Raw genomic sequence first — 24791 nt, 5'->3', positions numbered from 1 at the left:
CATGCGCGCCGCCATCTCCGAGTCCGACCTGGAGCCCGACCTGTTCACCGTGGAAGCGGCGGCGCTGGCTGCCGCGCGCCGCATGCACGCCGATACTCACGCCAGCGGCGAGGCGCAGCGGCGCGTGCTCGGTGAACTGATCAATCACTACGAACGGCTGATGCGCGAGACGCGGCGCCTGATCGGCCGCAGCGACCGCGCCGAGCGCGACATGCATTTGCTGAACCGCCAATTGCAAACCCTGGCCGGCCAGCTCGAATACCGCGCCACGCACGACCCGCTGACGGGCGCCCTGAACCGCGGCGCCGTGATCGACCACGCCTCGCGCTGCCTGGCGCAGGGCGACATGGCGCTGATCGTGCTCGACATCGACTTGTTCAAGCAGGTCAACGACGACTTCGGCCACCCGGCCGGCGACGGCGTGATCCAGGCAGTGGTGGACTGCCTGAAGGCACTGCTGGGACAGGAAACGGCCATCGGCCGGGTCGGCGGCGAAGAGTTTTCCGTGGTCTGGCCCACTTCCTCGCGCGACGACGCGGCGCAGGTGGCGCAGCGCATCTGCGAGAGCGTCGGCCGCCAGCGCCATGCGGCGCCCATCACGCGCGCCATCACCGTCAGCGTGGGCCTGAGCTGGAACCGCGCCGGCACGGCCTTCGAGACGGCCTACAGCCACGCGGACCAGGCCCTGTACCAGGCCAAGCGCGAGGGGCGCAACTGCGTGCGCCAGTGGCTGGAAAGCTGAAGCGGACCTTAGCGGATATGTTCGCGCGCCATGCTGCCGTCGCGGCGCATGGCCGCCGCCGCCCGCTGCATGGCCAAGGCCTGCGCCTCGGGCAACTGCCTGTTGCAGGCGAGGTAAGTCTGCACGCGGTTGAAGGTCAGCAGCGGCACCACCTTGCCCTCCCACTCCTTGCCGGCAAACGGCTTGCTGCCCACCGCCATGCCGACGGCCCACAGGTCGATGCGTCCGAGCAGCAGCTTTTGCGGATTGAGCCACTCCTGCGTCACGGGCGCCACGTTCAGGCCGCGCTGGCGCAGGTAATCGTCGCGCGCGTCGCCCAGCACCGTGCCGATCACCAGGCCGCGCGCATCATCGAGCGTGCGCAGCGCCAAATGCCGTTCGGCCAGGCCGTAGAGTATCCATTCCGCTTCATTCAGGGGCCCGATCCAGCGAAATTGCGCTTCGCGCTCTTGCGTGCGGCTGGTGGAAAAGATGCAGGTGTCGGCTTCGCGCAGCGCCTGCGCGTACGCGCGCTTCCACGGCAGCAGCTCGATGCTGTAGGAAAGACCGGCGCGCGCCATGATGTCGCGCACCTTGAGCGTTTCACGTCCGACGACGACATTGCCTTCCATCATGCTCGACGGCGGCAAATGCTCGCCGACGATGCGCACGTCCACCGCCGCGGCCAGCGCCGGCATCAGCAGCGCCACTGCCAGCAGCCACGCCATGCTTGCTTGTTTCATGCTTGCTTTCATCTGCCACAGGGGATACAAGCCGATGTTACCATCGGCTCACGCTGGCATCGTTGCATATTATCAATAACACCATTTATTTACCGCAACGTGACAACAGGCCAACGCCGGGACGATCAGCGTGCAGGGGGAAGGAAGAATAACTGGCGGAAAACAGTAGGAGTCGAACCTACGGGAGAACGTCTGACGCCCTCCACCGGGTTTGAAGCCCGGCCACATCACCGGATGAGTGTGCTTTCCGCGGTGCCTGAGCTAGTACTTAGCTGTTGGGCAAGGCCGCGGTGTAGGACCACAGCGCTTGCGGGCGCAATAGATGCCCATTGCCAACACGGCGAGTATAACCGACGCGGTCAAAGAATTCCAAGACCTGGATCGCCCGCTTGCGGCCCAGGCCGCTCGCGTCGCGGAACGTGGCCGCGCCCACGGCGCCATTGCCCGCTGGCAAGCCTGCATCCTCTTCCGCCTTGTGCGCCAGTTGCCGCACCAGTTGCGCCAGTTCGGCCAGCGCCGCCTGGTGATAAAACAGGTCGTGCACGACCTGGCTGATCTGCCCGGCCTTGGCCAGTTTGCGCAACAGCCGGCGCGTCTCGTCCTCGGCGAGGCCGAAGCCGCGTGCCAGGTCGCGCGTCCACGGCGGATCGGCACGCCCCTGCTCCAGGGCGGCCAGCAAGGGTTCGGCCATGGCCTGCTCCTGCGGCGTCAGTTCCACGCTGTGCGTCGGCAAGTGCAGGCTGGCGCCGCGCGCCAGGATCTCGCCGCGCGCCAGCAAGCCTTCGACCAGGTGGCTCCACAAGGCGTCTTCCATCTCGGCGTCGACGATGCGCTTCAGGCGCCACAGTTCCGGTCCGGCCTCGTCGGGTGCGCGCGCATGGAAGACGTCCAGGGCTGCCAGCACGCGCGCTTCCAGCGCCAGCAACGCCGCCGGCGCCAGCAGCAGGGCGTCGCCGGCGCGCAGGGCGATGCGCCGCGTGTCGGGCGGCAGCGCGAGGGCGCCCGCCGGCAGCAGGGACAGGCGCACCAGCAGCGATACACGCAGCCCCAGCGGACTTTGCGCCAACAGGGCCGCATAGTCGCCGTGCGCGACAAACGCGGCCAGCGCATCGAGCCACGCCAGCCGGGCCGGGCTGCGCCGCTTGCGCGCGGGGCCGAACGGATCGAGCACCATGCCGCCGCCCACCGTCTGCGTCGCTTGCGCATTGCGCACGACGAAGCGGTCGCCCGGCACGCCGTGCATGGGCGCATCGAACACCAGCTGTACTCTGCCCGTCTGCCCCGGCGACAGGGTCTCGCCATCGAGCATGACGGCGCGCGCCAGCTGATGCGCGGCGCCCAGGTGCACGTGCAGCGGCGACCAGGCTTTCAGTTGCACGCCCGCGTCGGGCAGCAGGGTCAGTTCCACGTCGAGGCGTTCGGAACACTGCGCCAGCTCGGGCGCGACGATCCAGTTGCCCCGCTCGATGCGCTCGCGGTCGATGCCGGCCAGGTTCAGCGCCAGACGCTGGCCCGCCATGCCCGTCTCCGCGGCGCGGTTCTGCGCATGGATGCTGCGCACCCGCGCTGGCGCGCCGCCGGGCGCCAGCTGCAGCATGTCGCCCACGCGCGCGCATCCCGCCAGCGCCGTGCCGGTGACGATGGTGCCCTGCCCCGACAAGGTGAACACGCGGTCCACGCCGAGGCGGAACAAGCGCCGCTCGTCGCGTTGCGGCAAGCTGCGCGCCACCTGCGTCAGGTGCGCCAGCAGGGCGGCCACGCCGGCATCGCCGTCGCGATTGGCGGCGGTGGGGAAAATCGGGCTGCCCGCCAGCGGCGTGCCGGCCAGCAGCACCTCGATGTCCGCTTCCACCTGCGCCACGCGGGCGCTGTCGGCGCGGTCGACCTTCGTCAGCGCCACGGCGCCGCGCGTCACGCCCAGCAGCTGCAAGATGGCCAGGTGCTCATGCGTCTGCGGCATGACGCCATCGTCGGCGGCCACCACGAGCAAGGCGAAATCGATGCCCGTCACGCCGGAAGCCATGGTGCGGATGAATTTTTCGTGGCCCGGCACATCGATCACGCCCAGCACCGTGCCGTCAAGCAGCGGCAGATAGGCGTAGCCGAGTTCAATCGAGATGCCGCGCGCCTGCTCTTCCTTCAGGCGGTCCGTGTGCACGCCCGTCAGCGCGCGCGTGAGCGTCGTCTTGCCATGGTCGATGTGGCCCGCGGTGCCGACGATCATGCGGACAACTCGGCGAGCTGCGCGACGAAGGCCGTCTCGTGCGCCGCTTCCAGGCAGCGTAAATCGAGCCACAGGGTGTCTTGCCCGATGCGTCCGATCACGGGGCACGGCAAGGCGCGCAGCCGCTGCTCCAGCGCGCCCAGCGGATTGCTCAGGCGCGAGCCTGGGGCGCTGCGGATGGCCAGGCCAAAGCTGGGCAGCTGATCGACGGGCAAGGCGCCGCTGCCGATCTGGCTGGTCATCGCTTCGGCCGTGACTGCGTACGCGGCGCCCAGCGCCCCTTGCAGCAGCGGCAGCAGGATCTCCGCCTGCGCGCGCATGGCGGCGGCGGGACGCGTCAGCAAGCGCAAAGTAGTCAGCCGTTCGGCCAGCAAGTCCGGCGCGCGGTACAGCCGCAGCACGGGTTCCAGGGCGGCCAGGGTCAGCTTGCCGACCCGCAGCGCGCGTTTCAGGGGGTTGCGCTTGATCTTCGCGATCAGGTCGGCGCGCCCGACGATGACGCCGCATTGCGGGCCGCCCAGCAGTTTGTCGCCGCTGAAGGTGACCAGGTCGGCGCCCGCCTCGATGGTTTCGCGCACCGTCGTTTCATGCGGCAGACCGTATTGCGCCAGGTCAACCAGGGTGCCGCTGCCCAGGTCCACGGCCGTCGGCACGCCGTGTTGTGCCGCCAGCGGCACCAGTTCGTCGAGCTCCACGCTTTTCGTAAAGCCGGTAATGGCGTAATTGCTGCAATGGACCTTCATCAAGAGGGCCGTATCTGCATTCACGCCGTTCGCGTAATCGGCCAGGTGGGTGCGGTTGGTGCTGCCCACTTCGCGCAGCACGGCGCCCGCGCGCGTCATCACGTCGGGGATGCGGAAGGCGCCGCCGATTTCCACCAGCTCGCCGCGCGAGACGACGACCTCTTTATTCTGCGCCAGGGTATTGAGCATCAGCAGCACGGCGGCCGCATTGTTGTTGACGATGGTGGCCGCTTCGGCGCCCGTCAATTCGCGCAGCAATTCCTCGACCAGGTCGTCGCGGTCGCCCCGCTTGCCCGTCTCCAGGTCGAATTCCAGGTTCATCGGCCACTGCAGCGCTTCCACCACGGCTTGCACGGCGGCGTCGGGCAGCAGCGCGCGGCCCAGGTTCGTGTGCAGCACGGTGCCCGTCAGGTTGAAGACGGCGCGCAGCTGCGAACGCGATTGCGCCTGCAGCCGTTCGGCCATCTGCGCGGCGATGGCGGCGATCGATGCGCCCTCTTCGCAGACTGCCCCGGTCAGCATGGCCGTGCGCAGTTCGGCCAGCACGGCGCGCGCGCAGGCCAGGGTCTGCGCGCGACCGTAATGCGCAATCAGGGCCAGGCAAGCCGCGTCGCCCAGGATACGGTCTACCGATGGCAGGCGCACGGTTTGCCCCGTCGTCATGCTGTCTGGCCCTCGCTGCTGTCGCTCTTCCCCAGCCACAGCAGCGGATTGCCGCTGGCGCGCTGGTAGCCCGCTTCGCCCACCAGCAGGTCGAGCATCAGGCTGGCCAGGTCGTCGGCCAGGGGCTCGACGTTGTAATCGTGTTCCTGGTTGAAGACCTTGCGGTAGGTATGGCAATCGTCGCAGGTTTCCGCGCGCGCCACTTTCTTCGGATCATTCGCCTTGTTCGGCAATTTGTCGTCCTTTGCCGTCACGGGGTCGAACGGCGCCGCATCGGCAGCGTCCAAGCCCTGGTAAGCGATTTTGCCATTCTGTTCGCAGGTCGAACACTTCACGCGCACCATATGCCATTCGCTTTCGCAAATGCCGCAGTGCAGGTAGCGGTAGCCCTGCGACCCGCCGCCGATGCGGATCACGCTGGCGACGGGGTGCGAACCGCAGACAGGGCACAGGGTGCCCGTTTCCAGGTCCGGCACGCGCGCGGCGCGCAGTTCGCTGGCCGACACCGACCATAAAATTTGCAGCGCGGCCGCGACGAACGGCGCATGCATGGGGTTCAGGTTGTCGCCGTTTTCATCGAGTACGGCGTCGGCGCAGGCGTCCAGCGCCGGCGCATCGAGCGCGCGCAGCTGGGCCAGCACCTGCGTCAGGCCGCCGGACAGGGCCGGCTGGCTGGCCGCCGTGGCGGCCAGTTCATCGAGCAGGCTGGCGAAGATGTCGCGCCAGACGGGCGGCCGGGCGCCGTTGACGGGCAGCACCGGCATGCGGTGCTGCATCGCGCGGCGCAGCGCGTCCGGGTCGGCGGCAGGCACGGCGCCGGGCGCCAGTTTTCCCACCACGGCGGCTTGCGCGTCGGCCAGCGCGGCCATCAGCACCAGGTAACCCTGCATGCCCGCGTCGACGGGGATGCCCTTGATATTGCCTTGCGCCAATTCGCGCAGGCGCGAGGCGCGCGCCTTGAACAGGCTGTCAGGCTGCGGCAGCAGCAGGCGCGGAATCGCGTTGTGGTCCAGGCCTTCGATTTCGCCTGGCTGAAGAATGCGTTGTACCAATGGAGTTTTCCCATCAAAAAAGGCCGAGCGTAGCTGGCCAGCCCATCCGGCGGATGCGGCTGTGTTTCGAAAGTATTTTAATCGATAAAAAGAAAGGGGTCAGTCTTGGGACTGACCCCGGGTAATGCCGGTGGCATCAATCGCAAGAACTTAGTCTTTTGTACTGCGCATCACCGCCTCGAACCACTTCGGATGGTGCTTGCGCGCCCAGCCGTAGGTGACGGTGCCGCGCACCATGGCGCCGATCGAGCCCTTGACCCACAGGGCCGCATAGATGTGCACGATGATGGCGCAGATGATGCCGAACGCGCACACGGCGTGCAGCAAGGCGGCCGCGCGGATGACGGGAATCGGGAAGTAGAACGCGAAATACGCGCGCCAGATCACGATGCCCGATAGCAACAATCCCGCCATGCAGGCCAGCAGCACGAAGAACAGGATCTTCTGGCCGGCATTGTATTTGCCGATCTTCGGAAGCTTTTCTTCGCGATTGTTGAGCACGTCGTCCATCTGTTTCAGCCACTGCTTGTCGCCGTCCTCGAACTTGTTGTGGTGCCAGAAGCGCACCACCAGGATCGCGAACGAGACGAACATCACCAGACCGGCAAACGGATGCAGGATGCGCGTCCATTGCCCGCCGCCGAACAGGTTGGCCAGCCACGCCATCGAGGGATGGAACATGGCCAGGCCGGACAGGGCCAGCATGACGAAGGTGATGGCGGTCACCCAGTGATTCGTGCGCTCGTTCGGGTCGTAGCGCTGGATCAGCGGGTTGCCGTCCTTGTCGCGCAGCTTGCCATCATGCAGATCACTGTGGCTCATGGTCTTCCTCCCGGATGCGTTTGGCCTCTTCCAGCGCCTCGTGCTCTTCGTCCTTGCTCACTTCGTTCGGACCGACACGCGTGTAATGGAAGAAGCCTGCCAGGGCCGTGGCGGCCATGCCGGCCACCGCGAGCGGCTTGGACCAGCCCTTCCAGAAACCCACCATCGGGCTGATGCGCGGGCGTTCCGGCAAGTTCGAATACAGCTTCGGCTTGTCGGCATGGTGCAGCACGTACATCACGTGCGTGCCGCCCACGCCCAACGGGTCGTACAGGCCCGCGTTTTCGAAACCGCGCGACTTCAGGTCGACGATGCGCTCTTCCGCATGCACCTTCATGTCTTCCTTGGTGCCGAAGACGATGGCGCCCGTCGGGCACGTTTTCACGCAAGCCGGTTCCTGGCCCACGGCGACGCGGTCCGAGCAGAGCGTGCACTTGTAGGCGCGGTCGTCCTTTTTCGAAATGCGGGGCACGTCGAAAGGACAGCCGGCCACGCAATAGCCGCAGCCGATGCAGTTTTCCTGATGGAAATCCACGATGCCGTTCGTGTATTGCACGATGGCGCCCGGCGCCGGACAGGCTTTCAAACAGCCCGGATCCTCGCAGTGCATGCAGCCATCCTTGCGGATCAGCCACTCGAGGTTGCCGTCGTTGTTTTCGTGTTCGGCAAAACGCATCACCGTCCACGATTGCGGCGTCAGGTCCGTCGGATTGTCATAGGTGCCATGGTTTTCGCCGACTTCATCGCGCAAGTCGTTCCATTCCATGCACGCCGTCTGGCAAGCCTTGCAGCCGATGCATTTCGACACATCGATCAGCTTGGCCACGGTGCCCGTCACCGGGCTGCGTGCTTGCGGTGGCGTTACCGTGGTAGCCGACAGGCGCCGGATATCTAAGGATTGCAGTGCCATTATTGAGCTCCCATCATGCTTTTTCCACCTTCACGAGGAAGGACTTGAATTCCGGCGTTTGCGAATTCGCATCCCCCACGCCCGGCGTCAGGGTATTGATCAGATACCCCGGCTTGGCCACGCCCGTAAAGCCCCAGTGCAGCGGCAGGCCCACGGTATGCACCGGCTTGCCCTCGATCATCAAAGCCTTGATGCGCTTGGTGACGACGGCCTTGGCGATGATGTGACCCCGCTTGGAACTGACGCGCACTTCCCCACCGGCAACGACGCCGATGCTCTTGGCCAGTTCTTCGCCGATTTCGACGAATTGCTGCGGCTGGATGATGGCATTCAGGCGCGCATGCTTGGTCCAGTAATGGAAATGCTCGGTCAGACGGTAGCTGGTGGCCACATGCGGGTATTCCTCATGCGTGCCGAACATCTTCCGGTCATCGGCGAACACGCGCGCGGCCGGATTGCTGGTCGCTTGCGGGTTTTTCGGATGCATGGGGTTGTAGCCCAGCGGATTTTCGAACGGCTCGTAATGCTCGGGGAACGGCCCTTCGGCCATGGCGCCGCGCGCAAAGAAGCGCGCCACGCCCTCGCCCAGCATGATGAACGGACCCATGCCGTTTTCCGGCGGTTCGTCGACCTTGAAGTCGGGAATATCGGCCCCGCTCCAGTTCGTGCCATTCCACTCGATCAACTTGCGCGTCGGATCGAAAGCCTTGCCCTTCAAGTCGCACGAAGCGCGGTTGTACAGCACGCGGCGGTTCGCCGGCCACGCCCAGGCCCAGCCCAGGGTCTGGCCGATGCCGGTCGGGTCGCTATTGTCGCGCCGTCCCATCTGGTTGCCCGCCTGCGTCCAGCTGCCGGCGAAGATCCAGCAACCGCTGGTGGTCGTGCCGTCGTCGCGCAATTGCGCGAACGAGGCCAGCTGTTCGCCCTTCTTCACCAGCAGCTTGGTCGGATCTTTCGGATCGTACAAGTCGGCCAGCGCCTTGCCGTTGAATTCGCGGGCGATTTCTTCCGGCTGCGGGTTATGCGGCTGCGCATAATTCCACGTCAGGTTGACGATAGGATCGGGGAACTTGCCGCCCTCTTTCTTGTACATGTTGCGCATGCGCAAGAACAGGCCCGACATGATCTCCAGGTCGCTGCGCGCCTGGCCCGGCGGTTCGGCCGCCTGCCAGTGCCACTGCAGCACGCGCGAGGAGCTCACCAGCGAACCGCGCTCTTCGGCGAAGCAACTGGTCGGCAAGCGGAACACTTCCGTCATGATCTTGGTGGGATCGACTTCGTGGTATTGCCCGTGCGCCTTCCAGAATTCGCCCGTTTCCACGGCCAGCGGGTCCATGATGACGAGGAACTTCAGCTTCGACAGCGCTTCCGTGACCTTCTGCTTGTTCGGCGCGGACGCCAGCACATTGAAGCCCTGGCAGATATAGCCCGTCATCTTGCCTTGGTGCATGTTCTCGATGGCTTGCATCAAGTCATACGGCTTGTCGAGTTTCGGCAGGTAGTCGAAGGCGTAGTTATTTTCCGCCGTGGCAAAATCGCCCCACCACGTCTTCATGAAGCTGACGTGGAATTTGCGGTAATTGCTCCAGTAGCTGAGCTGGTTCGGCCGCAGCGGCTTGGTGGCGCGCGCGGCGATATAGCCGTCGAAATCCTGCTCGGACTCGTTCGGCAAGGTCATGTAGCCTGGCAGCAGGTTCGACATCAAGCCCAGATCGGTCAGACCCTGGATGTTCGAGTGGCCGCGCAAGGCGTTCATGCCGCCGCCCGCGATACCCATATTACCCAGCAGCAACTGCACCATGGCGCCCGTGCGGATGGTTTGCGCGCCCGTCGAGTGGTGCGTCCAGCCCAGCGCGTACAGGATGGTGCCGGCGCGTCCCGGCACGGCGGTCGAAGCCAGGGCTTCTGCCACCTTGTGGAACTTGTCGGCCGACACGCCGCACGTACGTTCGACCATCTCGGTCGTATAGCGCGCGTAGTGCTTCTTCATCATCTGGTAGACGCAGCGCGGGTGTTCCAGGGTCGGGTCGACCTTGGCATAGCCATCTTCGCCGATCTCGTAATCCCAGGTGGCCTTGTTGGTGTACTTGCCTTTTTCTTTGTCGAAACCCGAAAACAGGCCGTCCTCGAACGCATAGTCTTCGCGCACGATGAAGGGCATGTCCGTGTAGTTGCGCACGTACTCATGCTGGATCTTGTCGTTCGTCAGCAGATAATTGATGATCGCGCCGAGGAAGACGATGTCCGTGCCGGTACGCGTGGCGCAGTAGTAATCTGCCACGGATGCGGTACGGGTAAAACGCGGATCGACAACGATCAGCTTGGCCTTGTTATGCGCCTTCGCTTCCGTTACCCATTTGAATCCGCAAGGATGTGCTTCTGCTGCATTGCCGCCCATGACCAGGATCACATCGGCATTCTTGATATCGACCCAATGATTCGTCATCGCGCCACGGCCAAACGTCGGGGCAAGACCTGCCACCGTCGGTCCGTGTCATACACGCGCCTGATTATCAAAGGTCAGCATCCCCATGCTGCGCACTGTCTTGTGGGTCAGATACCCGACCTCGTTGCTGCCGGCGGACGCGGCAAGCATGCCGGTGGAGAGCCAGCGGTTGACGGTCTTGCCGTCGGCATTCTTTTCGATCAGGTTGGCGTCGCGGTCATCCTTCATCAGGCGCGCGATCTTGTCGAGCGCCACATCCCAGGAGATCGGTTGCCATTCCGTGCCGCCCGGTGCGCGGTACTCGGGCACTTTCAGGCGGTTCGGGCTGTGGATGAAGTCGACCAGGCTGGCGCCTTTCGGGCACAAGGTGCCGCGGTTCACCGGGTGATCGGCATCGCCTTCCACGTGGATGATGCTGGAGACGGCGTTTTTCGCGCCGTCGCCCAGTCCATACAGCAGGACGCCACATCCTACCGAACAGTAGGGACAGGTATTGCGTGTCTCGGTGGTGCGAGACAGCTTGTATTGCCGCACTTCCGCCATCGCCTGGCCCGGTGCGAAACCGAGCAGGGCGAGGCTGGAACCAGCAATGGTCGCGCCAGTTACCCGAAGGAACTGGCGCCTGGACATCTGAACCATATTCAGGCCTCTATGATGTGAGTAAATAAAAAGTCATACGGCGTCGTGGTAGTGTCATATCACTAAGATATAAGCACCATGCCTGTGCCGTATGACAGTATTTTACCCCTCAAACTCCGACAAGGCTTAGTCCGCTGGAAAAAATTGCCTTTAGTCAATATTAATTTGACGATACCGAACGTTCCCTCTAAACAATGCCAGCCTGCCCGGCACGCTTGCACATCGCTACCCACCCACGAAAAAAAACCCGCTCGCGAGCGGGTTTTTGGGGATGCGGCCGAACTGGCCGGCCAAATTACAGGCTGTAGCGCAAGGTCAGCGCCACATTGCGCGGCGCGCCCGGCAAGCTCAGGTTCGGGCTGGAACCGTGGCCCGACACGATGTAACGCGTGTCGCCGATATTGTTGACGTTCAGCTGCACTTCATAGCGGCCCGTGCGGTACGCGGCCATGGCGTCGGCCGTCACATAGCCTGGCAGCACCACCGTGTTGCCCGGATTGGCGAAGCGGCTGCCGACGGCGTTCGCGCCGCCGCCCACCGTGAAGCCGTGGCCCAGGTCTTTCGTCAGCCACAGGTTGGCCGTATTGCGCGATGTCAAGGTCGCGCGCTTGCCCTTGACCGGCACTTCTCTGGCGACGGTGCCGCCCGGCACATTGACGCTCTTGTCCTTGGCGATGGAATCGGTGATGGTGGCGTCCAGGTAAGCGTAGCCGGCCATCATTTTCCAGCCATCGTGCAAGTCCGCGTTGAAGGTCAGTTCCAGGCCATCCGTGCGCTGTGTGCCGACGGGCACGATGCGGTTCGTGATCGGGTCGCTGGTCTTGATATTGTCGCGCTCCAGGCGGAACAGCGACACGGTGGCGTTGGCGCGGCCGCCCCACAGGTCATACTTGGCGCCCACTTCCGTGTTGCGCGTGGTTTCCGGCGCCAGGTCGGCATTGTTGGCGGCCAGGGCGAAGTTCTCGCCGCTCGGCTGGAACGAACGGCTCCACGACGCGTAGTACGATTGCGTCGCGCCCGGTTGCCAGACGAGGCCGGCGCGGGGGCTGTAGGCCGAATCCGTGCGCGACAGATCCGCCGTCGTCACGCCAAGCGCATTGGCCAGGCGCGACTGCTGCTTGTAACGGTCGTAGCGCAAGCCGGCCAGCGCCTTCCACTCGTCGCTGAAGCTGATGGCGTCCTGCACGTAAGCGGCGGCCGTGTCGTAGGTACCGAAGGTATCACTGCGCGCGCCCAGCTTGCTGCGATCGACGACGGGCAGAACAGGATTGAAAATCGACACGGGCTTCGCAGATGTCGTTACAGCGATGGCGGCCCAACTGTTGGCATCCTTGTTTTGCTTGCCGAATTCGGCGCCGTACAGCACTTCGTGGCGCATGGTGCCCGTGACCAGCTTTTGCGTCAGTTCCGTCTGGTTGAACCAGCCGCTCTCGTCGCGGTTGAGCTTGGCGTGGCCCAGGCTCATCGTGCCCTTGACTTCGTTGACGTTGCCGGAAATATTCGTGTTGTTGCGGTCCAGGTGATAGTCGTAGTAGCGGAAGGCATTGCGCAGCGACAAGCTATCGCTGAACTTGTGCGTCAGGGTGGCGGCCGTGGAGACCACGCGCGACTGGCTGAAGTCGGCATCGCGGGCGTTGGCGGCGCCGTAATACGTGCCCGCATCGACGGCCACGGGACGGCCTTGGTAGGAAGGGATGCCGAAGTCCGTCAGGCGGCGGTCTTCCAGGTAATCGCCCTGCAGCAGCAATTTGGTGGCGCTGGAGAGGCGGATGGCCACCGACGGCGCCAGCGCCGTGCGGTTGATGAATTGCTGGTCGCGGTAGCTGTCCGACAATTCGCGCGCGCCCGTGACACGCCAGTCCACCGTCTCGCCGACACGGCCCACGTCGACTTCGCCGCGGCGCCCTGCTGTGTTCGTCAAGCTCAGGGCCACATCCGCGATATCCACGCCCGGCTTCTTCGTGATGCGGTTCACCAGGCCGCCCGAGGAACCGCGGCCGTACAGCACGGCGGCCGGTCCCTTGATCACTTCCAGGCGCTCCACGTTCGACAGGTCGCGGAAATACAGCGCGTCATCGCGGAAACCGTCGACGAACTGGTCGCCGATGGCCGTGAAGCCGCGGATAAACACCTGGTCTCGCTGGCCGTCGCCCGTCGACAAGCCCACGCCGGGGATGTTCTTCATGATGTCCTGGATCGACATGGCGTTCTGGTCGCGGATGACGGCGGCCGGCACCACGTTGATCGTTTGCGGCACGTCGCGCAAGGCCATTTCCGTCTTGGTGCCGCTGGCGGAGGTGGTGGCCACGTAGCCATCCTTGTCCTTCGACGCCGTCACGGTGACGGCGGGCAAGCTTTCCTGTGCCCAGGCCGCCAGTGGCGTGGCGCCCAAGGTCAAGGCGCCCAGTACGGCGATGGTGATCGGTTTACATCCTGGCTTGCGCTGTTGCTGCATACAATTCCCTGGTCGAAGTTTTAATACGAATGATTATCATTAGTATTTTATCAGCCGGCGATGGGAAAAGTAAGGATGAATGTAAGTGATAGTACTTATTAACTAGGTACTTGACGTAAAAAAGCAACAGGAAATCAATATCAAAAAATAATTAAAATTGCCGCCAGAAACTATTTCCCTGCGTCAATGCTATACTTGCGGCTTGCTGGGCAGCGGTCAGCCTGACCGATATGCCCCTTGCTTTACCTCCATCGCCACGCTCAGCGTGGCGCGCCGCACAGCCATCACGCGGCACCCGAAGACCCCGATCCCCTGCGCCTTGCGGCGCCTGTCCGCCCCTGCTGGCGGCGGCGATCATGACTATTAAACTGTTAGGAATTACATGAAAAACCTGAACATCGGTAGCCGCCTTGGCGTCGGCTTTGCTGTCGTATTGCTGTTGCTTGCCGCCTTGACCATCACCGCCCTCGTGCGCATGCAAACGGCCAGCGACCTGACTTACCGCCTCATCAATACCAGCATCAAGAACCAGCGCATGGTGGCCGAATGGTCGAAGATCATTGAACTGAACAGCGTGCGCGGCGTCGCCTCGTTCGAGATCACCGATCCGGTCGTGCGCGCCAAGATCGAGGAAGACTTGAAAGTCGATGCGGAGCGTTCCAGCAAGCTGCAGGACGACATCATCGCATCCTTGCTCAATCCGGCCGTGATCGAGCAGTTCAAGGTGGTGCGCAAGGTGCGCACCGACTACGTGACGACGCGCGCACGCGCCTTCAAGATGAAGGCCGACGGCGACGTGGCGGGCGCCAAGATCGTGTTCGACAAGGAAGTCGCGCCCATCACCGTGGCTTACCTGGCCGAAGTGAAGCGCTTTGCCGGCATGCAGATCAAGGCGGCCGATGGCGTCGGCGCCAGCATCATCGAAGCTTACAGCGGCACCCGCATTTTCCTGATCACCATGGGCGTGCTGGCCGTGCTGATGGGCATCGGCTTTGCCTGGTGGATCACGCGTTCGATCACCGGCCCCATCCGCGCCGCCGTGAAAGTGGCGGAAACCGTGGCAGCGGGCGACTTGAGCAGCGTCATCACGGCGCAAGGCCGCGATGAAACGGGCCAGCTGATGCATGCCCTGAAAACCATGAACGATAGCCTCGTCGGCATCGTCGGCCAGGTGCGCAGCGGCACCGACACCATCGCCACGGCCTCCGCGGAAATCGCCGCCGGCAACCAGGACCTGTCGTCGCGCACGGAACAGCAAGCCAGTTCGCTGGAAGAAACGGCCTCGTCGATGGAAGAACTGACCTCGACCGTCAAGCAAAACGCGGACAATGCGCGCCAGGCGAATAAACTGGCTGGCGACGCGGCCGGCATCGCCAGCCGCGGCGGCGCCGTGGTGGCCGAAGTGGTCGCTACCATGAGCGAGATCAATACCTCGTCGAAGAAAATCGTCGATATTATCTCGGTCATCGATGGCATCGCCTTCCAGACCAACATCCTGGCCTTGAACGCGGCCGTGGAAGCGGCACGCGCCGGCGAACAGGGTCGCGGCTTTGCCGTGGTCGCCACGGAAGTGCGCAACCTGGCGCAGCGCTCGGCAGCGGCGGCAAAGGAAATCAAGGGCTTGATCGACGACTCCGTACAAAAAGTCGACGTGGGCACGGACCTGGTCGACAAGGCCGGCAAGACGATGGAAGAAATCGTGCAAAGCATCGGCTTCGTCACGTCCATCATGAGCGAGATCAGCAACGCCAGCGAAGAACAGAGCGCGGGCATCGAGCAAGTCAACCAGGCCATTTCCGAAATGGACCAGGTAACGCAGCAAAATGCAGCCCTGGTGGAAGAAGCCTCGGCAGCGGCCGAAGCGATGCAGGAACAGGCGAGCGAACTGGCGCAGGTGGTCAGCGTCTTCCGCCTGGACGCCAACGCGGCGGCCACCGACCGTTTCAGCGTGAAAACCGCACAGCGCAGCACCCCGGCCGCACCAGCAGCCGCGCCGGCCCGCAAGGCTACGGCCCCTGCCCTGCGCCTGCCCGTGACGCGCGCCAGCAGCAAGGCGAGCGCACCGGCCGAAGGCGAGTGGGAAGAGTTTTAAAGCGTGACGGTCAGGCATGGCAGTGGCTGCCACGCCTGACCGGATGAGCGGCAATCAGCGCAAGCGCCGCTCAGGCGCGCGCCACCTGCTTGCCCGCAGCATCCCAATAGCGCCAGTCGTCCGTTTCGACGCCATCGCGATAGTGCCCTTCGGCGGCTGGCGCGCCCGTTTCATAAAAGTCGCGCCACAAGCCGTTCTCGCGGCCATGCTCGTAATGTCCCTCTGAAATGACCGTACCGTTGCGATGGTATTCGCAGAACAGGCCATGGCGTATCCAGCGCGTGCCGTCATCCGACAGCATGCGCGTGTAACGGAAACGCAATTCGCCCGTGTCGTACAGGATTTCCGCCAGGTGCAGCTCCGCTTCCATTTTCCATCCTTGTGCTTGCATCAAGCCAGCGCGGCTTGTGCATCGCCAATTAATTTAACCAGCTCGCGCGGCACGGATTGTCCCAGAAATTCCAGCGCCAGCGCATCCGGATCGATGGCGGCATCCGCCGGCAAACCATGCTCGAAGCCGCCCACCATAATGCCGCAAAAATGCGGCGACTCCGCCCGCGTTTCCACATACCAGCAACCCGCATGGCCTTGCACGAAATATTCGCCGATGAAGTAGCCGAGCATGGTTTTCACCCACTGCCAGCTCTCGTCGCGAATGACGATGGTGCGCATGGCCGCATCGATGTACGGCAGGTATTCGGCCGCGTTCGTCAACACTTCGTGCGCCGGCTGGATGCCCAGGCGCTCGACGAAATTCACCAGCGAGGCGCCCAGCGCGTCATAGTAGGCATCAAAAGCCGTTTGGCTTTGTTGCAATAATTGTTCTTGTTCGTTCGACAGCATTCACACTCCACAGACATTCAGCAATCCAATATTTTACGCCACGCCCACATCCACCCCGGCCCGCTGCAGCAAGGCCTCGTTGCGGGCGGACAGATGCGTCACCTGCAGATGCTTGCCTGCCCTGTCATAGCGCTCATACAGCGATTCGATGGCAGCGATGGCCGAGTGGTCGGCCATGTGCAGGTGCCGGCAGTCGAGGATGACGCGGGCCGGGTCCGACGCTGCCTGGAACAGTTCCTGGAAATGCGTGGTGGAAGCAAAAAACAGGGTGCCATGCGGCAAGTAGACGCGCATGCCTTGCGTGCTGTCATCGATGTCGGCACGCATGTCGCGCGCATGTTGCCAGGCAAAATTCAAGGCGGCGATGACGATGCCGCACAGCACGGCCATCGCCAGGTCCGTGAATACCGTGATCACCGTCACGGCGACGATCACCAGCGCATCCTGCAACGGCACCTTGCCCAGCACGCGCAAGGAGCCCCAGGCAAACGTCTGCTGCGCCACGACGAACATCACGCCCACGAGGGCCGCCAGCGGGATGCGCTCGATCAGCGGCGACAGGAACAGGATGAACAGCAAGATCATCACGCCGGCCGTTACGCCCGACAGGCGCGAGCGGCCGCCGGAACTCAGGTTGATCATCGTCTGCCCGATCATGGCGCAGCCGCCCATGCCGCCAAACAGGCCCGAGACGATGTTCGATGCGCCGAGGGCGATGCATTCGCGGTTCGGCTGCCCCCGCGTTTCCGTTATCTCATCCGTGAGATTAAAAGTGAGCAAGGTTTCCAGCAAGCCCACCATGGCCATCAGCGCCGCATACGGGAAAATGATGTGCAAGGTGGCCATATCCAGCGGCACGGCAGGCCAATACAGGGCCGGCAAGCCGCCCGCGATATGCGCGAGGTCGCCCAGGGTGCGCGTCGGCAAGCTCAAAACATGGCTGAGTACGCCCACGCCCAGGATGGCCACCAGCGCCGGCGGCACGGCTTTTGTCAGGCGCGGCAGCACGTAGACGATGGCCATGGTGAGCAGCACCAGGCCACCCATCACGAGCAAGGGCGTGCCTTGCAGCCAGGCTTCGCCCTGCGGCGTGGCCTGGCGGAAGTGTTCCAGCTGGGACATGGCGATGACGATGGCCAGGCCATTCACAAAACCCAGCATCACGGGATGGGGCACCATGCGAATCAGCTTGCCCAGGCGCAAGATGCCGAATAGCGCCATCAATACCCCGCCGAGCACCACGGTGGCCAGCAGGTACTGCACGCCGTGTTGCGCCACCAGCGCCACGATGACGACGGCCATGGAACCGGCGGCGCCCGAAATCATGCCTGGACGTCCGCCAAAGATGGCCGTCATGGCACAGATGATGAAGGCGCCATACAGGCCCATCAGGGGATTGAGCTGCGCCACCAGGGCAAAGGCGATGCATTCTGGCACCAGGGCAAATGACGTGGTCAAGCCCGCCAAGACGTTTTTTTGCAGGTTCGAGTACCACTCATCCCGAAAAGTTGTGTTGATCATTGATGCGTATCCAAAGTCGGAACAGGAAAATGCCGGCCGGATGGAGAATAATCAGGCGCAGCCATGCCAGCGGGCGTCACAGAAACGCGGCGCCGAGGTCGAACGGAACAGGAAAGTCGTCAGTGACTACATCGGTATGGCGGAAAGGGGGAGATTCATCAAGGCGCCAGGCGGCGCGGCTGAGCTTGCCGGCATTATACAAGAACGTCCAATAGCGGCGCAGCCAGGCATGGCCAGCATTTTCTGCCGGTTATCTGCTGTTTTTGTACGGCAGCCGGTGCCACGCAATTCAGCGCGTAATGATGTAATGATCGGCTACCCGTCAAGGCGCAGCAAGCGTGCGTCTTGACGGAAGCCTTGTCTTCACGACATGCTTAGTGGGCAGGTTCGCTTCCAAACCGCAGCTCCACGCGGCGATTGCGCTGATCACTCGGTGCCAGTCCTGGCAGTGGATGCGAATCGCCAAAACCGGCGACGACCACGCGCCTTGCCGCATCAACGCCACTCTGCCCAATGATCAGGCGGCGTGCCTCCCTGGCGCGTGCAGCCGACAAGGTAAAATTGTCGTCGTACACCGTGCAAAACTCACGAATATCGGTCACAGGCGCTTTGACCGGTTTGTTATCCGTATGCCCCTCGACATAAATCTGCCCGCCCTCCACTCGCATCAGATAGGCCGCAATACTGTCTTCGACCTGGGCGAAGACCGCACGGGCTTTGGGCTCGATACAGGCGCTACCACTCTTGAATACGCTCTCGCTTAGCGTCACTTTGCCGGCCGCCGCATCGATGGCAACAAAATTGGCAGCGCCCTCGCGCGCAAAAGCAATTTTCATCTGTTCGAGCACGACTGCCACCTGGCGTCGCTTTGCCTCGCTGCCCTCGTTCATCTCAGCATGATGACGTTGCTCCGCGGCTTGCTTCTGCACCACAGATACCACCAGCATCAACATGACGACGGCAACCACGCCCGACATCAGATCGGCGATCACGATCCACTCACTCGCTTTATCCTTCATGATGCATCCTTATGCCGCTTTCGTTGCGGAATGGGAGGTGCCGTGCTCCAGTGGCGGCATCATGGCCACCAAATCCATTTCCGCATTGGGGAGGTGGAAGGTCGTGCTACCCAGTGCATCCGCCGCAGGCGATGCGACAAGCAGCTTGGCTACGGCATCGGCAACAGCATGAAACTCGACGCACATTTGTTCCATTGCCTGCGCTTGCTGCTGCTGGGAGGCAGCGGCGGTATCCTGAACCTTCACTTGTCGCTCAACAAGTGCCAGCAACTGGCGCAGTTCGTCACCAAGTGTTGCGTTCCGGTCCAAGCTGGCACTACTATCTTTCACTGCGACAACAAGTTCACCGACCTTGTCCACCAGATTTGCCGCCCGTTCATCACTGGCTTCAAAACGCTTGGCATATTGCATCATGCGGGTATTCGAGGTCGATATCGCATTCAAGCCCTTCTCAATGCTTTCTTGCATTGCAGAAACGAATTCAGTCATGGCATGGACTTTCCCGTTCAAGGCATCGCCCGATGCGGCAAATGTGGCCTGCGCCGACTCCTGACGTTTGCGCGTGTCCTCGCCCATGGTGTGCAAGGTATTGAGAGTCGTCGTCACGCCATTCGACAATTCGCCGATGACCCGTTCAATCTGCGTGGTAGCCGTTGACAGGTCCGCAGCCATTGTTGTCATATTCGTGGTAAAGGTTGCCCCCATGTCATCGATCGTTGCCTTCAACTCGGTTCTCAGGCTGGCCAGCACTGACGACATGGTATTGCGGAACTCTTCAATTACGCTGCCCAATTCGGTGCTGGCGTTGCCAGCCAATTGGGCGGCCACGGACATGCTCTTGGCGGCCACTGCCATTTCACTGATATTCTCAGAGACACTGCGCACGAAACCTTCCATGGCGGCGCGGCTTGCCTGCGTGTGCTCCGCCAGTTCACCGAGCCGCGTATTTTGCAGCAGCGCCTGTTCGCTCTGCACCTTGGCATGGCCTGCGATGACCTCGATAGGGCTCAGCAATGCCTGCTGGCCCTGCTGTGACGCATCCAGCCTTTCGACGATCCGTTCCAGCGCTTGCAGTTGCAGCGCACTGCCTGCCTGCGCGGCTTGCAGTCCGCGCTCATTGCTGAGAAGCAACTCTTGCAGCACAGCCAATGACTGCGCGTGCTGCTGTTCCGCCCTCTGCGCCGCAGTGCGCTGCTCGGCGGCCACGGTGCTGCCGGACTGGGCGATAGCGTCAATCATCTGCGTACGCTCTTTGTCGCGTTCCAGGCGCTGCAGTTCGGCAAGACGGCCGGTAATTTGCTTCAGTTCGCTTGCTGCCCAGGCGTGACGCACCTCTTCGTATGGCTTCAGCATGAACCATACTTTCAGGACGAGAAAAGCAAGAATGCCCCAGGTCGACGTTTTAAACTTGGATCCCAGAGAATTCATGATCGGAGTCAAGCTATTGAGTGCATCCTGGCCTGGCGCCAGCGCACCTGCAGCCTCTACCAAAGCGAGGCCAAGGCCGATGAATGTGCCCAACAAACCAAATACCAGCAGCAAGCCCGGCAACATATCCGCCCAGCGTTCCGCCGGCGTGGCAACTGCGGTGCTCAGCTCGTCGGCCGAGCCATAGGCAAGCGGCGCGCCATCCTCGGCATCGAGCCGCGTCAGGTTGCGCTGCCAGCGCCCCGCACGCGCACTGCGCGCCACGGCCATCGGCACGCACACCACCGCCAGCATGAAGACGGTCGCGAAAATGAGTTGTAATCCCGAATGGATCGTGTAATCCAGCGTCGGCAGGAGAAAGGTCAGCAATTGATTATCCATTGCATTCGACTTCCAGCTCTTCGCCACGCTTGATACTATCGGCGCGGAACACATTGGCAAAATCGGCAATCAGCGCCTGCTGCTCGGCGGACATGTCGGCCCAGCGCAAATCGCGATGCGCGCAATCGGTCAGCAGCAAGCCCACTTCTTCGCCCAGTTCCAACAGGAAATCCTGATCATCGGCCTGTATTTGCTCCGGTGTTTTTTCAAGCAGCTGCAAGAAACCTTCTGTCGCATAGACATAATATTCCCGTTCCACATTGCGTTTCATCAATGCCTTGTTCGCTGCAAGCTCCACCGGCAACACCGCTTCCAGGCTTTCAAGCTCGCCCTGGTCTTGCGCCGACAGCGGCGACAGCAGCGCTTCCAGCTTCAAGCGACTCAACTTGGCTTGGGCAACCGCCAACGTTTCCGCCGTACGCTTCCACAGACGCTTGTCATCCGTCAACGCCAGTTGCCACATCTTGCTCATCTCTTCGAACACAAACGGCGTGAGCTTCTTTCCATAGCGGGAAAACACGATGGCATCAAGACGCGCGGCCTCGGCATCGCTCATTTCAGGCGCATCGGACAACAACATTGCGCCGATCTGCACAAGGAAAATGTCGTCGGCTGAAATCTCCTCCATCGTCGTGGCACGGGCCAGCACCTCTTCCACTGTGCGGATCAGCTTTTGTGTCGCACGCAAACGCAGATAATGTTCAAAACCAATGAAATCACCGTCATCGATCAGGTTGGCGATGCCCGTTTTCACCAGCGCCAGTTCATTGATCATGGCGGCAAGATCGAAGGCCTTGACATGCTCGGCGGAATATTCGTGCGCCTTGGCGGCACGGAATACGGCCTCATGCTCGCGCGCCAGCGCTTCGTCCATCGCCGAAAGCCGTTCATCGAGGCGCTTCGCGAGTTCGACCACCCAGCGCATCGCCTTTTCCAGCTGATGCAGGATGGGACTATTTTCCAGGGCCAACAAGGCGCTGATCGCCTTATCGATCGCCAGGATCGCCTTGCCAAGCCAGGGATGTATTGCTTCCGCAGCTGCCGCAATGGATTTCAGGTAAGGACTCAGCTTCTGCAGATACGGCTTGACCTTTGCATATGTCTCTTTTACCGCCCCGATGAATGCCTCCCCCTTTTCCGCGATCACCCTGATCGCATCGCGCACCACCTTGACCACCTTGGTGGCAACATTACGAACAGTCGAAACAACATCATCGAACCACCCCATCATTCACTCCCTTTTTTAATTCACGCCCAACAGGCGGCGTGCTGTCATCGTATCGTTATGCGTTTTACTGTTGCCTGGCGCCACAGCAACTTCGTTGATTGCCCGAGTCAACTCGGCAATCGCTTCATCCAGATGGACACGCTGTAGCGCAGGTGCCTCATCCGCCGCTTCCGCCGCCAGCAGCGCCTTCGGCAATGCCAGGCGCATGCAGGTACGAATATCGCGGCCGGAAAAACCTTCGCTCAGTTCGGCGCAATGCGTCAGCAATTGCGCGCGATCGGCGCCAAGCGGAATGCCATCGACCATCAAACGATCCCACAAGCGGCGGCGTGCCGCAAAATCGGGATTATCAAAACGAATGTGATAGCCAATCCGGCTGCGGAAAGCCGTGTCGTAGTTGCGCTCGAAATTGCTGGCAAAAATGACGATGCCATCGAAGCGCTCCAGCTCGATCAGCAAGGTGGAACGCATGGCATTAACTTCGTTATCCACGCCCTGGGTGACAGAGGACAGCCGCTTTCCCAGCAACGTATCGGCTTCGTCGAAAAACAGGACTGCCGGGTCTTCGCGCGCGCTTTCAAAGGCCTTCTGGATATTTTTGGCCGTGTCGCCCAGGAACTTGCTCTCCAGTTCCGCGATACCGAGAGGCAAAAAACGCAGACCCAGCTCTCCGGCCACCGCTTCGGCCGAGAGCGTTTTACCAGTGCCAGGAGGACCGTAAAAATTAATTACCGTACACAAGCCCATCGGGTCGACGGACGCAAAATTCCAGTCGACATAGATCGTCCGGCGAAAACGCAATTTCGCCAGACACTCTTTTAACTGCAATGCGGTAGCCTCAGACAAGATCACGTCGTTACCAAGCTTGTAACGCGGACTATAAGTTGGGAATGACAAAGTTTTTCCTTAAGTTGTGATTCACCGCATGATCCACTGCATTGCGACAAATCACGTCGTTTGCCCGGCGAAATTACAATAAATATTTATTAACTATTATATCAATAAGATTTTCATTATGGAAATATTTATTGCATAACACCATGAAAATCAAACTGGACTAGCGCTGAAAATGACCACGGCGCAAACAGGCGGGCGAAGCAGTGAGAATCCCGGGCAAGGATGCGCGGCAGAAAATGCGCAGCAGAGTAATGCGAAACGGTGGCGGCATCAGGAAATGCCGATCGAGAGAAATCAGAGAAGCCGAAGTGTGGGAAGCGGAAGCGGAAGCGGACTAGTGCAACGCCCGCAGTGCACAGAAATACCGTGCAGACAAAAAAATAGCCCACTCGAAGGTGGGCTATTTTTTTCATCTGGAGGCGAGGACGGGAATCGAACCCGTCTAAACGGCTTTGCAGGCCGCTGCATAACCTCTTTGCTACCTCGCCAGAGGAACTACTTGGATGCGCCTTGCGGCCCACCTTGAAAACTGGAGCGGGAGAAGAGTCTCGAACTCTCGACCTCAACCTTGGCAAGGTTGCGCTCTACCAACTGAGCTACTCCCGCATTGGAGCTTGATTACCGCATAATCGCGCCGCGCATGGCGGCGGATAAAAAAAGGAAGCCAGCTTAGCTTCCCTTTAGAATTCTGGAGCGGGAGAAGAGTCTCGAACTCTCGACCTCAACCTTGGCAAGGTTGCGCTCTACCAACTGAGCTACTCCCGCATTGGAGCTTCTATTTTCTGCTACTGCCATTCTTTCTGTACTGCTTCAGCTTTCGCTGGAGCGGGAGAAGAGTCTCGAACTCTCGACCTCAACCTTGGCAAGGTTGCGCTCTACCAACTGAGCTACTCCCGCATACGAACCGCTATTTTACTGCCTTTTGCTACCGTTTACCAGTGCTGCTTTACTGCTGATCCAGTATTCACTGGAGCGGGAGAAGAGTCTCGAACTCTCGACCTCAACCTTGGCAAGGTTGCGCTCTACCAACTGAGCTACTCCCGCAGTGGACAACATTGTATCAGAAGCTCTACTACATCGCCAGTACTACTTTTTACTGCATTCGCTGTTTTTACCTATGACACGATCCAGAAAACTGGAGCGGGAGAAGAGTCTCGAACTCTCGACCTCAACCTTGGCAAGGTTGCGCTCTACCAACTGAGCTACTCCCGCGTCATCAACAACAGGCCAGCATTATAGAGGGATTACAGGGGCTGTCAACGGGCAATATCTGGTCTTTTGCAAAATATTCCGCACAAAGCAGCCGCCTGCCTGTTCTTAGTGCAGATTTCCAGCCTTTTCCTTGATGAGAGGCCACGCCAGGCGCAAGTAATAGAACATCGACCACACCGTCAGCACGCAGGCGATCCACAGCAGCTTCTCGCCCCACACATGGGTATCGATCGCGCCGAAGATCACTTCGTGGTACAGCAGCAAGGGAATGGCCGTCATTTGCGCGGCCGTCTTGATCTTGCCGATCGAGCTGACGGCCACCGACTTCGAGGCGCCGATCTGCGCCATCCATTCGCGCAGCGCGGAAATCGTGATTTCGCGGCCGATGATGATGAAGGCCAGCACGGCATTGACACGGTCCAGCTGCACCAGCACCAGCAAGGCGCCCGCCACCATCAGCTTGTCGGCCACCGGGTCGAGGAAGGCGCCGAAGGCCGAGGTCTGGTTCCAGCGTCGCGCGAGGAAGCCGTCGAACCAGTCGGTGACGGCCGCGACAATGAAGACCAGGGTGGCAACCAGGTTCTGGTCGCCATGCAGCAGCATCGACGGCGGCAAGTAAAACACGCCGACGACGAGCGGTATCAGGGCCACGCGCAGCCAGGTCAAAAGGATGGGAATATTAAAAGGCATAAGAGAGCAATCGGCCGACGGGTAAATTGAACATGAGGAAAGCGTGAAGAAAGCGCCACTAG

Annotated in this window: 20 protein-coding genes and 7 tRNA genes; 3 read left to right on the top strand and 24 right to left on the bottom strand. The window is 61.7% G+C overall.

Translation table 11 applies throughout. From position 1 onward, the window contains the following. Nucleotide 1: 1 nt before the first annotated feature. On the top strand, nucleotides 2-742 hold the full coding sequence (locus O3301_RS10965; RefSeq protein WP_251348081.1) for a GGDEF domain-containing protein: 741 nt from the start codon (nucleotides 2-4) through the stop codon (nucleotides 740-742). An 8-nt stretch (nucleotides 743-750) separates the two neighbouring features. Here O3301_RS10965 and O3301_RS10960 read toward each other — a convergent pair whose 3' ends face one another. From O3301_RS10960 to O3301_RS10920, 9 genes are all read right to left on the bottom strand, one after another. After that, nucleotides 751-1464: an ABC transporter substrate-binding protein gene (locus O3301_RS10960; RefSeq protein ID WP_253192659.1), complete on the bottom strand. Its 714-nt coding sequence runs from the start codon at nucleotides 1462-1464 to the stop codon at nucleotides 751-753. 153 nt (nucleotides 1465-1617) lie between these two features. Then, a tRNA-Sec gene (locus O3301_RS10955) sits at nucleotides 1618-1713 on the bottom strand. 19 nt (nucleotides 1714-1732) lie between these two features. Continuing rightward, nucleotides 1733-3688: a selenocysteine-specific translation elongation factor gene (selB, locus tag O3301_RS10950; RefSeq protein WP_305056355.1), complete on the bottom strand. Its 1956-nt coding sequence runs from the start codon at nucleotides 3686-3688 to the stop codon at nucleotides 1733-1735. After that, a complete protein-coding gene (selA, locus tag O3301_RS10945) occupies nucleotides 3685-5094 on the bottom strand; it encodes an L-seryl-tRNA(Sec) selenium transferase (protein WP_305056354.1) in 1410 nt (469 codons plus the stop codon). Before selA ends, selB begins: the two co-directional genes overlap by 4 nt. Then, nucleotides 5091-6146 (bottom strand): formate dehydrogenase accessory protein FdhE, encoded by a 1056-nt coding sequence (gene fdhE / locus O3301_RS10940; RefSeq protein WP_305056353.1) that lies wholly within the window; start codon nucleotides 6144-6146, stop codon nucleotides 5091-5093. Before fdhE ends, selA begins: the two co-directional genes overlap by 4 nt. Before the next feature lie 150 nt (nucleotides 6147-6296). After that, nucleotides 6297-6968 carry a formate dehydrogenase subunit gamma gene (locus O3301_RS10935; protein WP_289904359.1) on the bottom strand — a complete coding sequence of 224 codons (672 nt, stop codon included), beginning with the start codon at nucleotides 6966-6968 and terminating at the stop codon, nucleotides 6297-6299. Then, nucleotides 6955-7878, bottom strand: coding sequence for a formate dehydrogenase subunit beta (fdxH, locus tag O3301_RS10930; RefSeq protein ID WP_034779207.1), 924 nt, complete (start codon nucleotides 7876-7878; stop codon nucleotides 6955-6957). Before fdxH ends, O3301_RS10935 begins: the two co-directional genes overlap by 14 nt. A 13-nt stretch (nucleotides 7879-7891) precedes the next feature. Beyond that, nucleotides 7892-10963, bottom strand: a complete 3072-nt coding sequence (gene fdnG / locus O3301_RS10925; RefSeq protein WP_143451508.1) for a formate dehydrogenase-N subunit alpha — start codon at nucleotides 10961-10963, stop codon at nucleotides 7892-7894. Nucleotides 10964-11258: 295 nt separating this feature from the next. After that, on the bottom strand, nucleotides 11259-13418 hold the full coding sequence (locus O3301_RS10920) for a TonB-dependent siderophore receptor (RefSeq protein WP_305056352.1): 2160 nt from the start codon (nucleotides 13416-13418) through the stop codon (nucleotides 11259-11261). Between the two features lie 382 nt (nucleotides 13419-13800). Here O3301_RS10920 and O3301_RS10915 point away from each other — a divergent pair, with 382 nt between their 5' ends. Then, entirely contained in the window at nucleotides 13801-15510 is a 1710-nt protein-coding gene (locus tag O3301_RS10915) for a methyl-accepting chemotaxis protein (protein WP_305056351.1), read from the top strand. A 70-nt stretch (nucleotides 15511-15580) separates the two neighbouring features. Here O3301_RS10915 and O3301_RS10910 read toward each other — a convergent pair whose 3' ends face one another. Genes O3301_RS10910 through O3301_RS10900 form a run of 3 tightly spaced genes read right to left on the bottom strand, consistent with a single transcriptional unit; the run spans nucleotide 15581 to nucleotide 17874 of the window. Then, nucleotides 15581-15880 (bottom strand): toxin-antitoxin system YwqK family antitoxin, encoded by a 300-nt coding sequence (locus tag O3301_RS10910; RefSeq protein ID WP_305056350.1) that lies wholly within the window; start codon nucleotides 15878-15880, stop codon nucleotides 15581-15583. A 20-nt stretch (nucleotides 15881-15900) separates the two neighbouring features. Next, on the bottom strand, nucleotides 15901-16353 hold the full coding sequence (locus O3301_RS10905) for a hypothetical protein (protein ID WP_305056349.1): 453 nt from the start codon (nucleotides 16351-16353) through the stop codon (nucleotides 15901-15903). 33 nt (nucleotides 16354-16386) lie between these two features. Then, a complete protein-coding gene (locus tag O3301_RS10900) occupies nucleotides 16387-17874 on the bottom strand; it encodes a SulP family inorganic anion transporter (protein ID WP_305056348.1) in 1488 nt (495 codons plus the stop codon). Here O3301_RS10900 and O3301_RS10895 point away from each other — a divergent pair. Continuing rightward, nucleotides 17804-18223, top strand: coding sequence for a hypothetical protein (locus tag O3301_RS10895; RefSeq protein ID WP_289917907.1), 420 nt, complete (start codon nucleotides 17804-17806; stop codon nucleotides 18221-18223). The genes O3301_RS10900 and O3301_RS10895 overlap by 71 nt on opposite strands. Before the next feature lie 25 nt (nucleotides 18224-18248). Here O3301_RS10895 and O3301_RS10890 read toward each other — a convergent pair whose 3' ends face one another. From O3301_RS10890 to pgsA, 12 genes are all read right to left on the bottom strand, one after another. Further along, a complete protein-coding gene (locus tag O3301_RS10890; protein WP_289916286.1) occupies nucleotides 18249-18893 on the bottom strand; it encodes an OmpA family protein in 645 nt (214 codons plus the stop codon). A gap of 9 nt (nucleotides 18894-18902) precedes the next feature. Then, nucleotides 18903-20702 carry a hypothetical protein gene (locus O3301_RS10885; protein ID WP_305056347.1) on the bottom strand — a complete coding sequence of 600 codons (1800 nt, stop codon included), beginning with the start codon at nucleotides 20700-20702 and terminating at the stop codon, nucleotides 18903-18905. Then, entirely contained in the window at nucleotides 20695-21933 is a 1239-nt protein-coding gene (locus O3301_RS10880; protein WP_305056346.1) for a hypothetical protein, read from the bottom strand. Before O3301_RS10880 ends, O3301_RS10885 begins: the two co-directional genes overlap by 8 nt. Nucleotides 21934-21945: 12 nt before the next feature. Next, complete coding sequence (locus O3301_RS10875) at nucleotides 21946-22827, bottom strand: ATP-binding protein (protein ID WP_289916292.1); 882 nt, start codon at nucleotides 22825-22827, stop codon at nucleotides 21946-21948. 128 nt (nucleotides 22828-22955) lie between these two features. Continuing rightward, complete coding sequence (locus O3301_RS10870; protein WP_305056345.1) at nucleotides 22956-23240, bottom strand: hypothetical protein; 285 nt, start codon at nucleotides 23238-23240, stop codon at nucleotides 22956-22958. A gap of 1 nt (nucleotide 23241) precedes the next feature. Continuing rightward, nucleotides 23242-23315 (bottom strand) — tRNA-Cys (locus tag O3301_RS10865). Nucleotides 23316-23357: 42 nt separating this feature from the next. Next, nucleotides 23358-23433: transfer RNA gene (locus O3301_RS10860), tRNA-Gly, on the bottom strand. An 83-nt stretch (nucleotides 23434-23516) separates the two neighbouring features. Next, nucleotides 23517-23592, bottom strand: a tRNA-Gly gene (locus O3301_RS10855). Nucleotides 23593-23648: 56 nt separating this feature from the next. Further along, nucleotides 23649-23724, bottom strand: a tRNA-Gly gene (locus O3301_RS10850). A gap of 71 nt (nucleotides 23725-23795) precedes the next feature. After that, nucleotides 23796-23871: transfer RNA gene (locus O3301_RS10845), tRNA-Gly, on the bottom strand. A gap of 92 nt (nucleotides 23872-23963) precedes the next feature. Next, nucleotides 23964-24039, bottom strand: a tRNA-Gly gene (locus O3301_RS10840). Nucleotides 24040-24144: 105 nt separating this feature from the next. After that, complete coding sequence (gene pgsA / locus O3301_RS10835) at nucleotides 24145-24729, bottom strand: CDP-diacylglycerol--glycerol-3-phosphate 3-phosphatidyltransferase (protein ID WP_034749601.1); 585 nt, start codon at nucleotides 24727-24729, stop codon at nucleotides 24145-24147. Nucleotides 24730-24791: the final 62 nt, after the last annotated feature.

Origin of the sequence: Janthinobacterium sp. SUN211 (genome assembly GCF_030587315.1) — a bacterium.
GTDB lineage: Bacteria > Pseudomonadota > Gammaproteobacteria > Burkholderiales > Burkholderiaceae_D > Janthinobacterium > Janthinobacterium kumbetense.
This window is presented reverse-complemented; position numbering and strand designations above follow the sequence as displayed.

Coding starts and splice junctions, on each gene's coding strand:
- O3301_RS10905 (WP_305056349.1), bottom strand. CDS start 16,353: ATGCTGTCGAACGAACAAGAACAATTATTGCAACAAAGCCAAACGGCT.
- O3301_RS10960 (WP_253192659.1), bottom strand. CDS start 1,464: ATGAAACAAGCAAGCATGGCGTGGCTGCTGGCAGTGGCGCTGCTGATG.
- fdxH (WP_034779207.1), bottom strand. CDS start 7,878: ATGGCACTGCAATCCTTAGATATCCGGCGCCTGTCGGCTACCACGGTA.
- O3301_RS10890 (WP_289916286.1), bottom strand. CDS start 18,893: ATGAAGGATAAAGCGAGTGAGTGGATCGTGATCGCCGATCTGATGTCG.
- O3301_RS10870 (WP_305056345.1), bottom strand. CDS start 23,240: ATGAAAAAAATAGCCCACCTTCGAGTGGGCTATTTTTTTGTCTGCACG.
- O3301_RS10900 (WP_305056348.1), bottom strand. CDS start 17,874: ATGATCAACACAACTTTTCGGGATGAGTGGTACTCGAACCTGCAAAAA.
- O3301_RS10910 (WP_305056350.1), bottom strand. CDS start 15,880: ATGGAAGCGGAGCTGCACCTGGCGGAAATCCTGTACGACACGGGCGAA.
- O3301_RS10880 (WP_305056346.1), bottom strand. CDS start 21,933: ATGATGGGGTGGTTCGATGATGTTGTTTCGACTGTTCGTAATGTTGCC.
- selB (WP_305056355.1), bottom strand. CDS start 3,688: ATGATCGTCGGCACCGCGGGCCACATCGACCATGGCAAGACGACGCTC.
- O3301_RS10935 (WP_289904359.1), bottom strand. CDS start 6,968: ATGAGCCACAGTGATCTGCATGATGGCAAGCTGCGCGACAAGGACGGC.
- selA (WP_305056354.1), bottom strand. CDS start 5,094: ATGACGACGGGGCAAACCGTGCGCCTGCCATCGGTAGACCGTATCCTG.
- O3301_RS10965 (WP_251348081.1), top strand. CDS start 2: ATGCGCGCCGCCATCTCCGAGTCCGACCTGGAGCCCGACCTGTTCACC.
- O3301_RS10915 (WP_305056351.1), top strand. CDS start 13,801: ATGAAAAACCTGAACATCGGTAGCCGCCTTGGCGTCGGCTTTGCTGTC.
- O3301_RS10885 (WP_305056347.1), bottom strand. CDS start 20,702: ATGGATAATCAATTGCTGACCTTTCTCCTGCCGACGCTGGATTACACG.
- O3301_RS10920 (WP_305056352.1), bottom strand. CDS start 13,418: ATGCAGCAACAGCGCAAGCCAGGATGTAAACCGATCACCATCGCCGTA.
- pgsA (WP_034749601.1), bottom strand. CDS start 24,729: ATGCCTTTTAATATTCCCATCCTTTTGACCTGGCTGCGCGTGGCCCTG.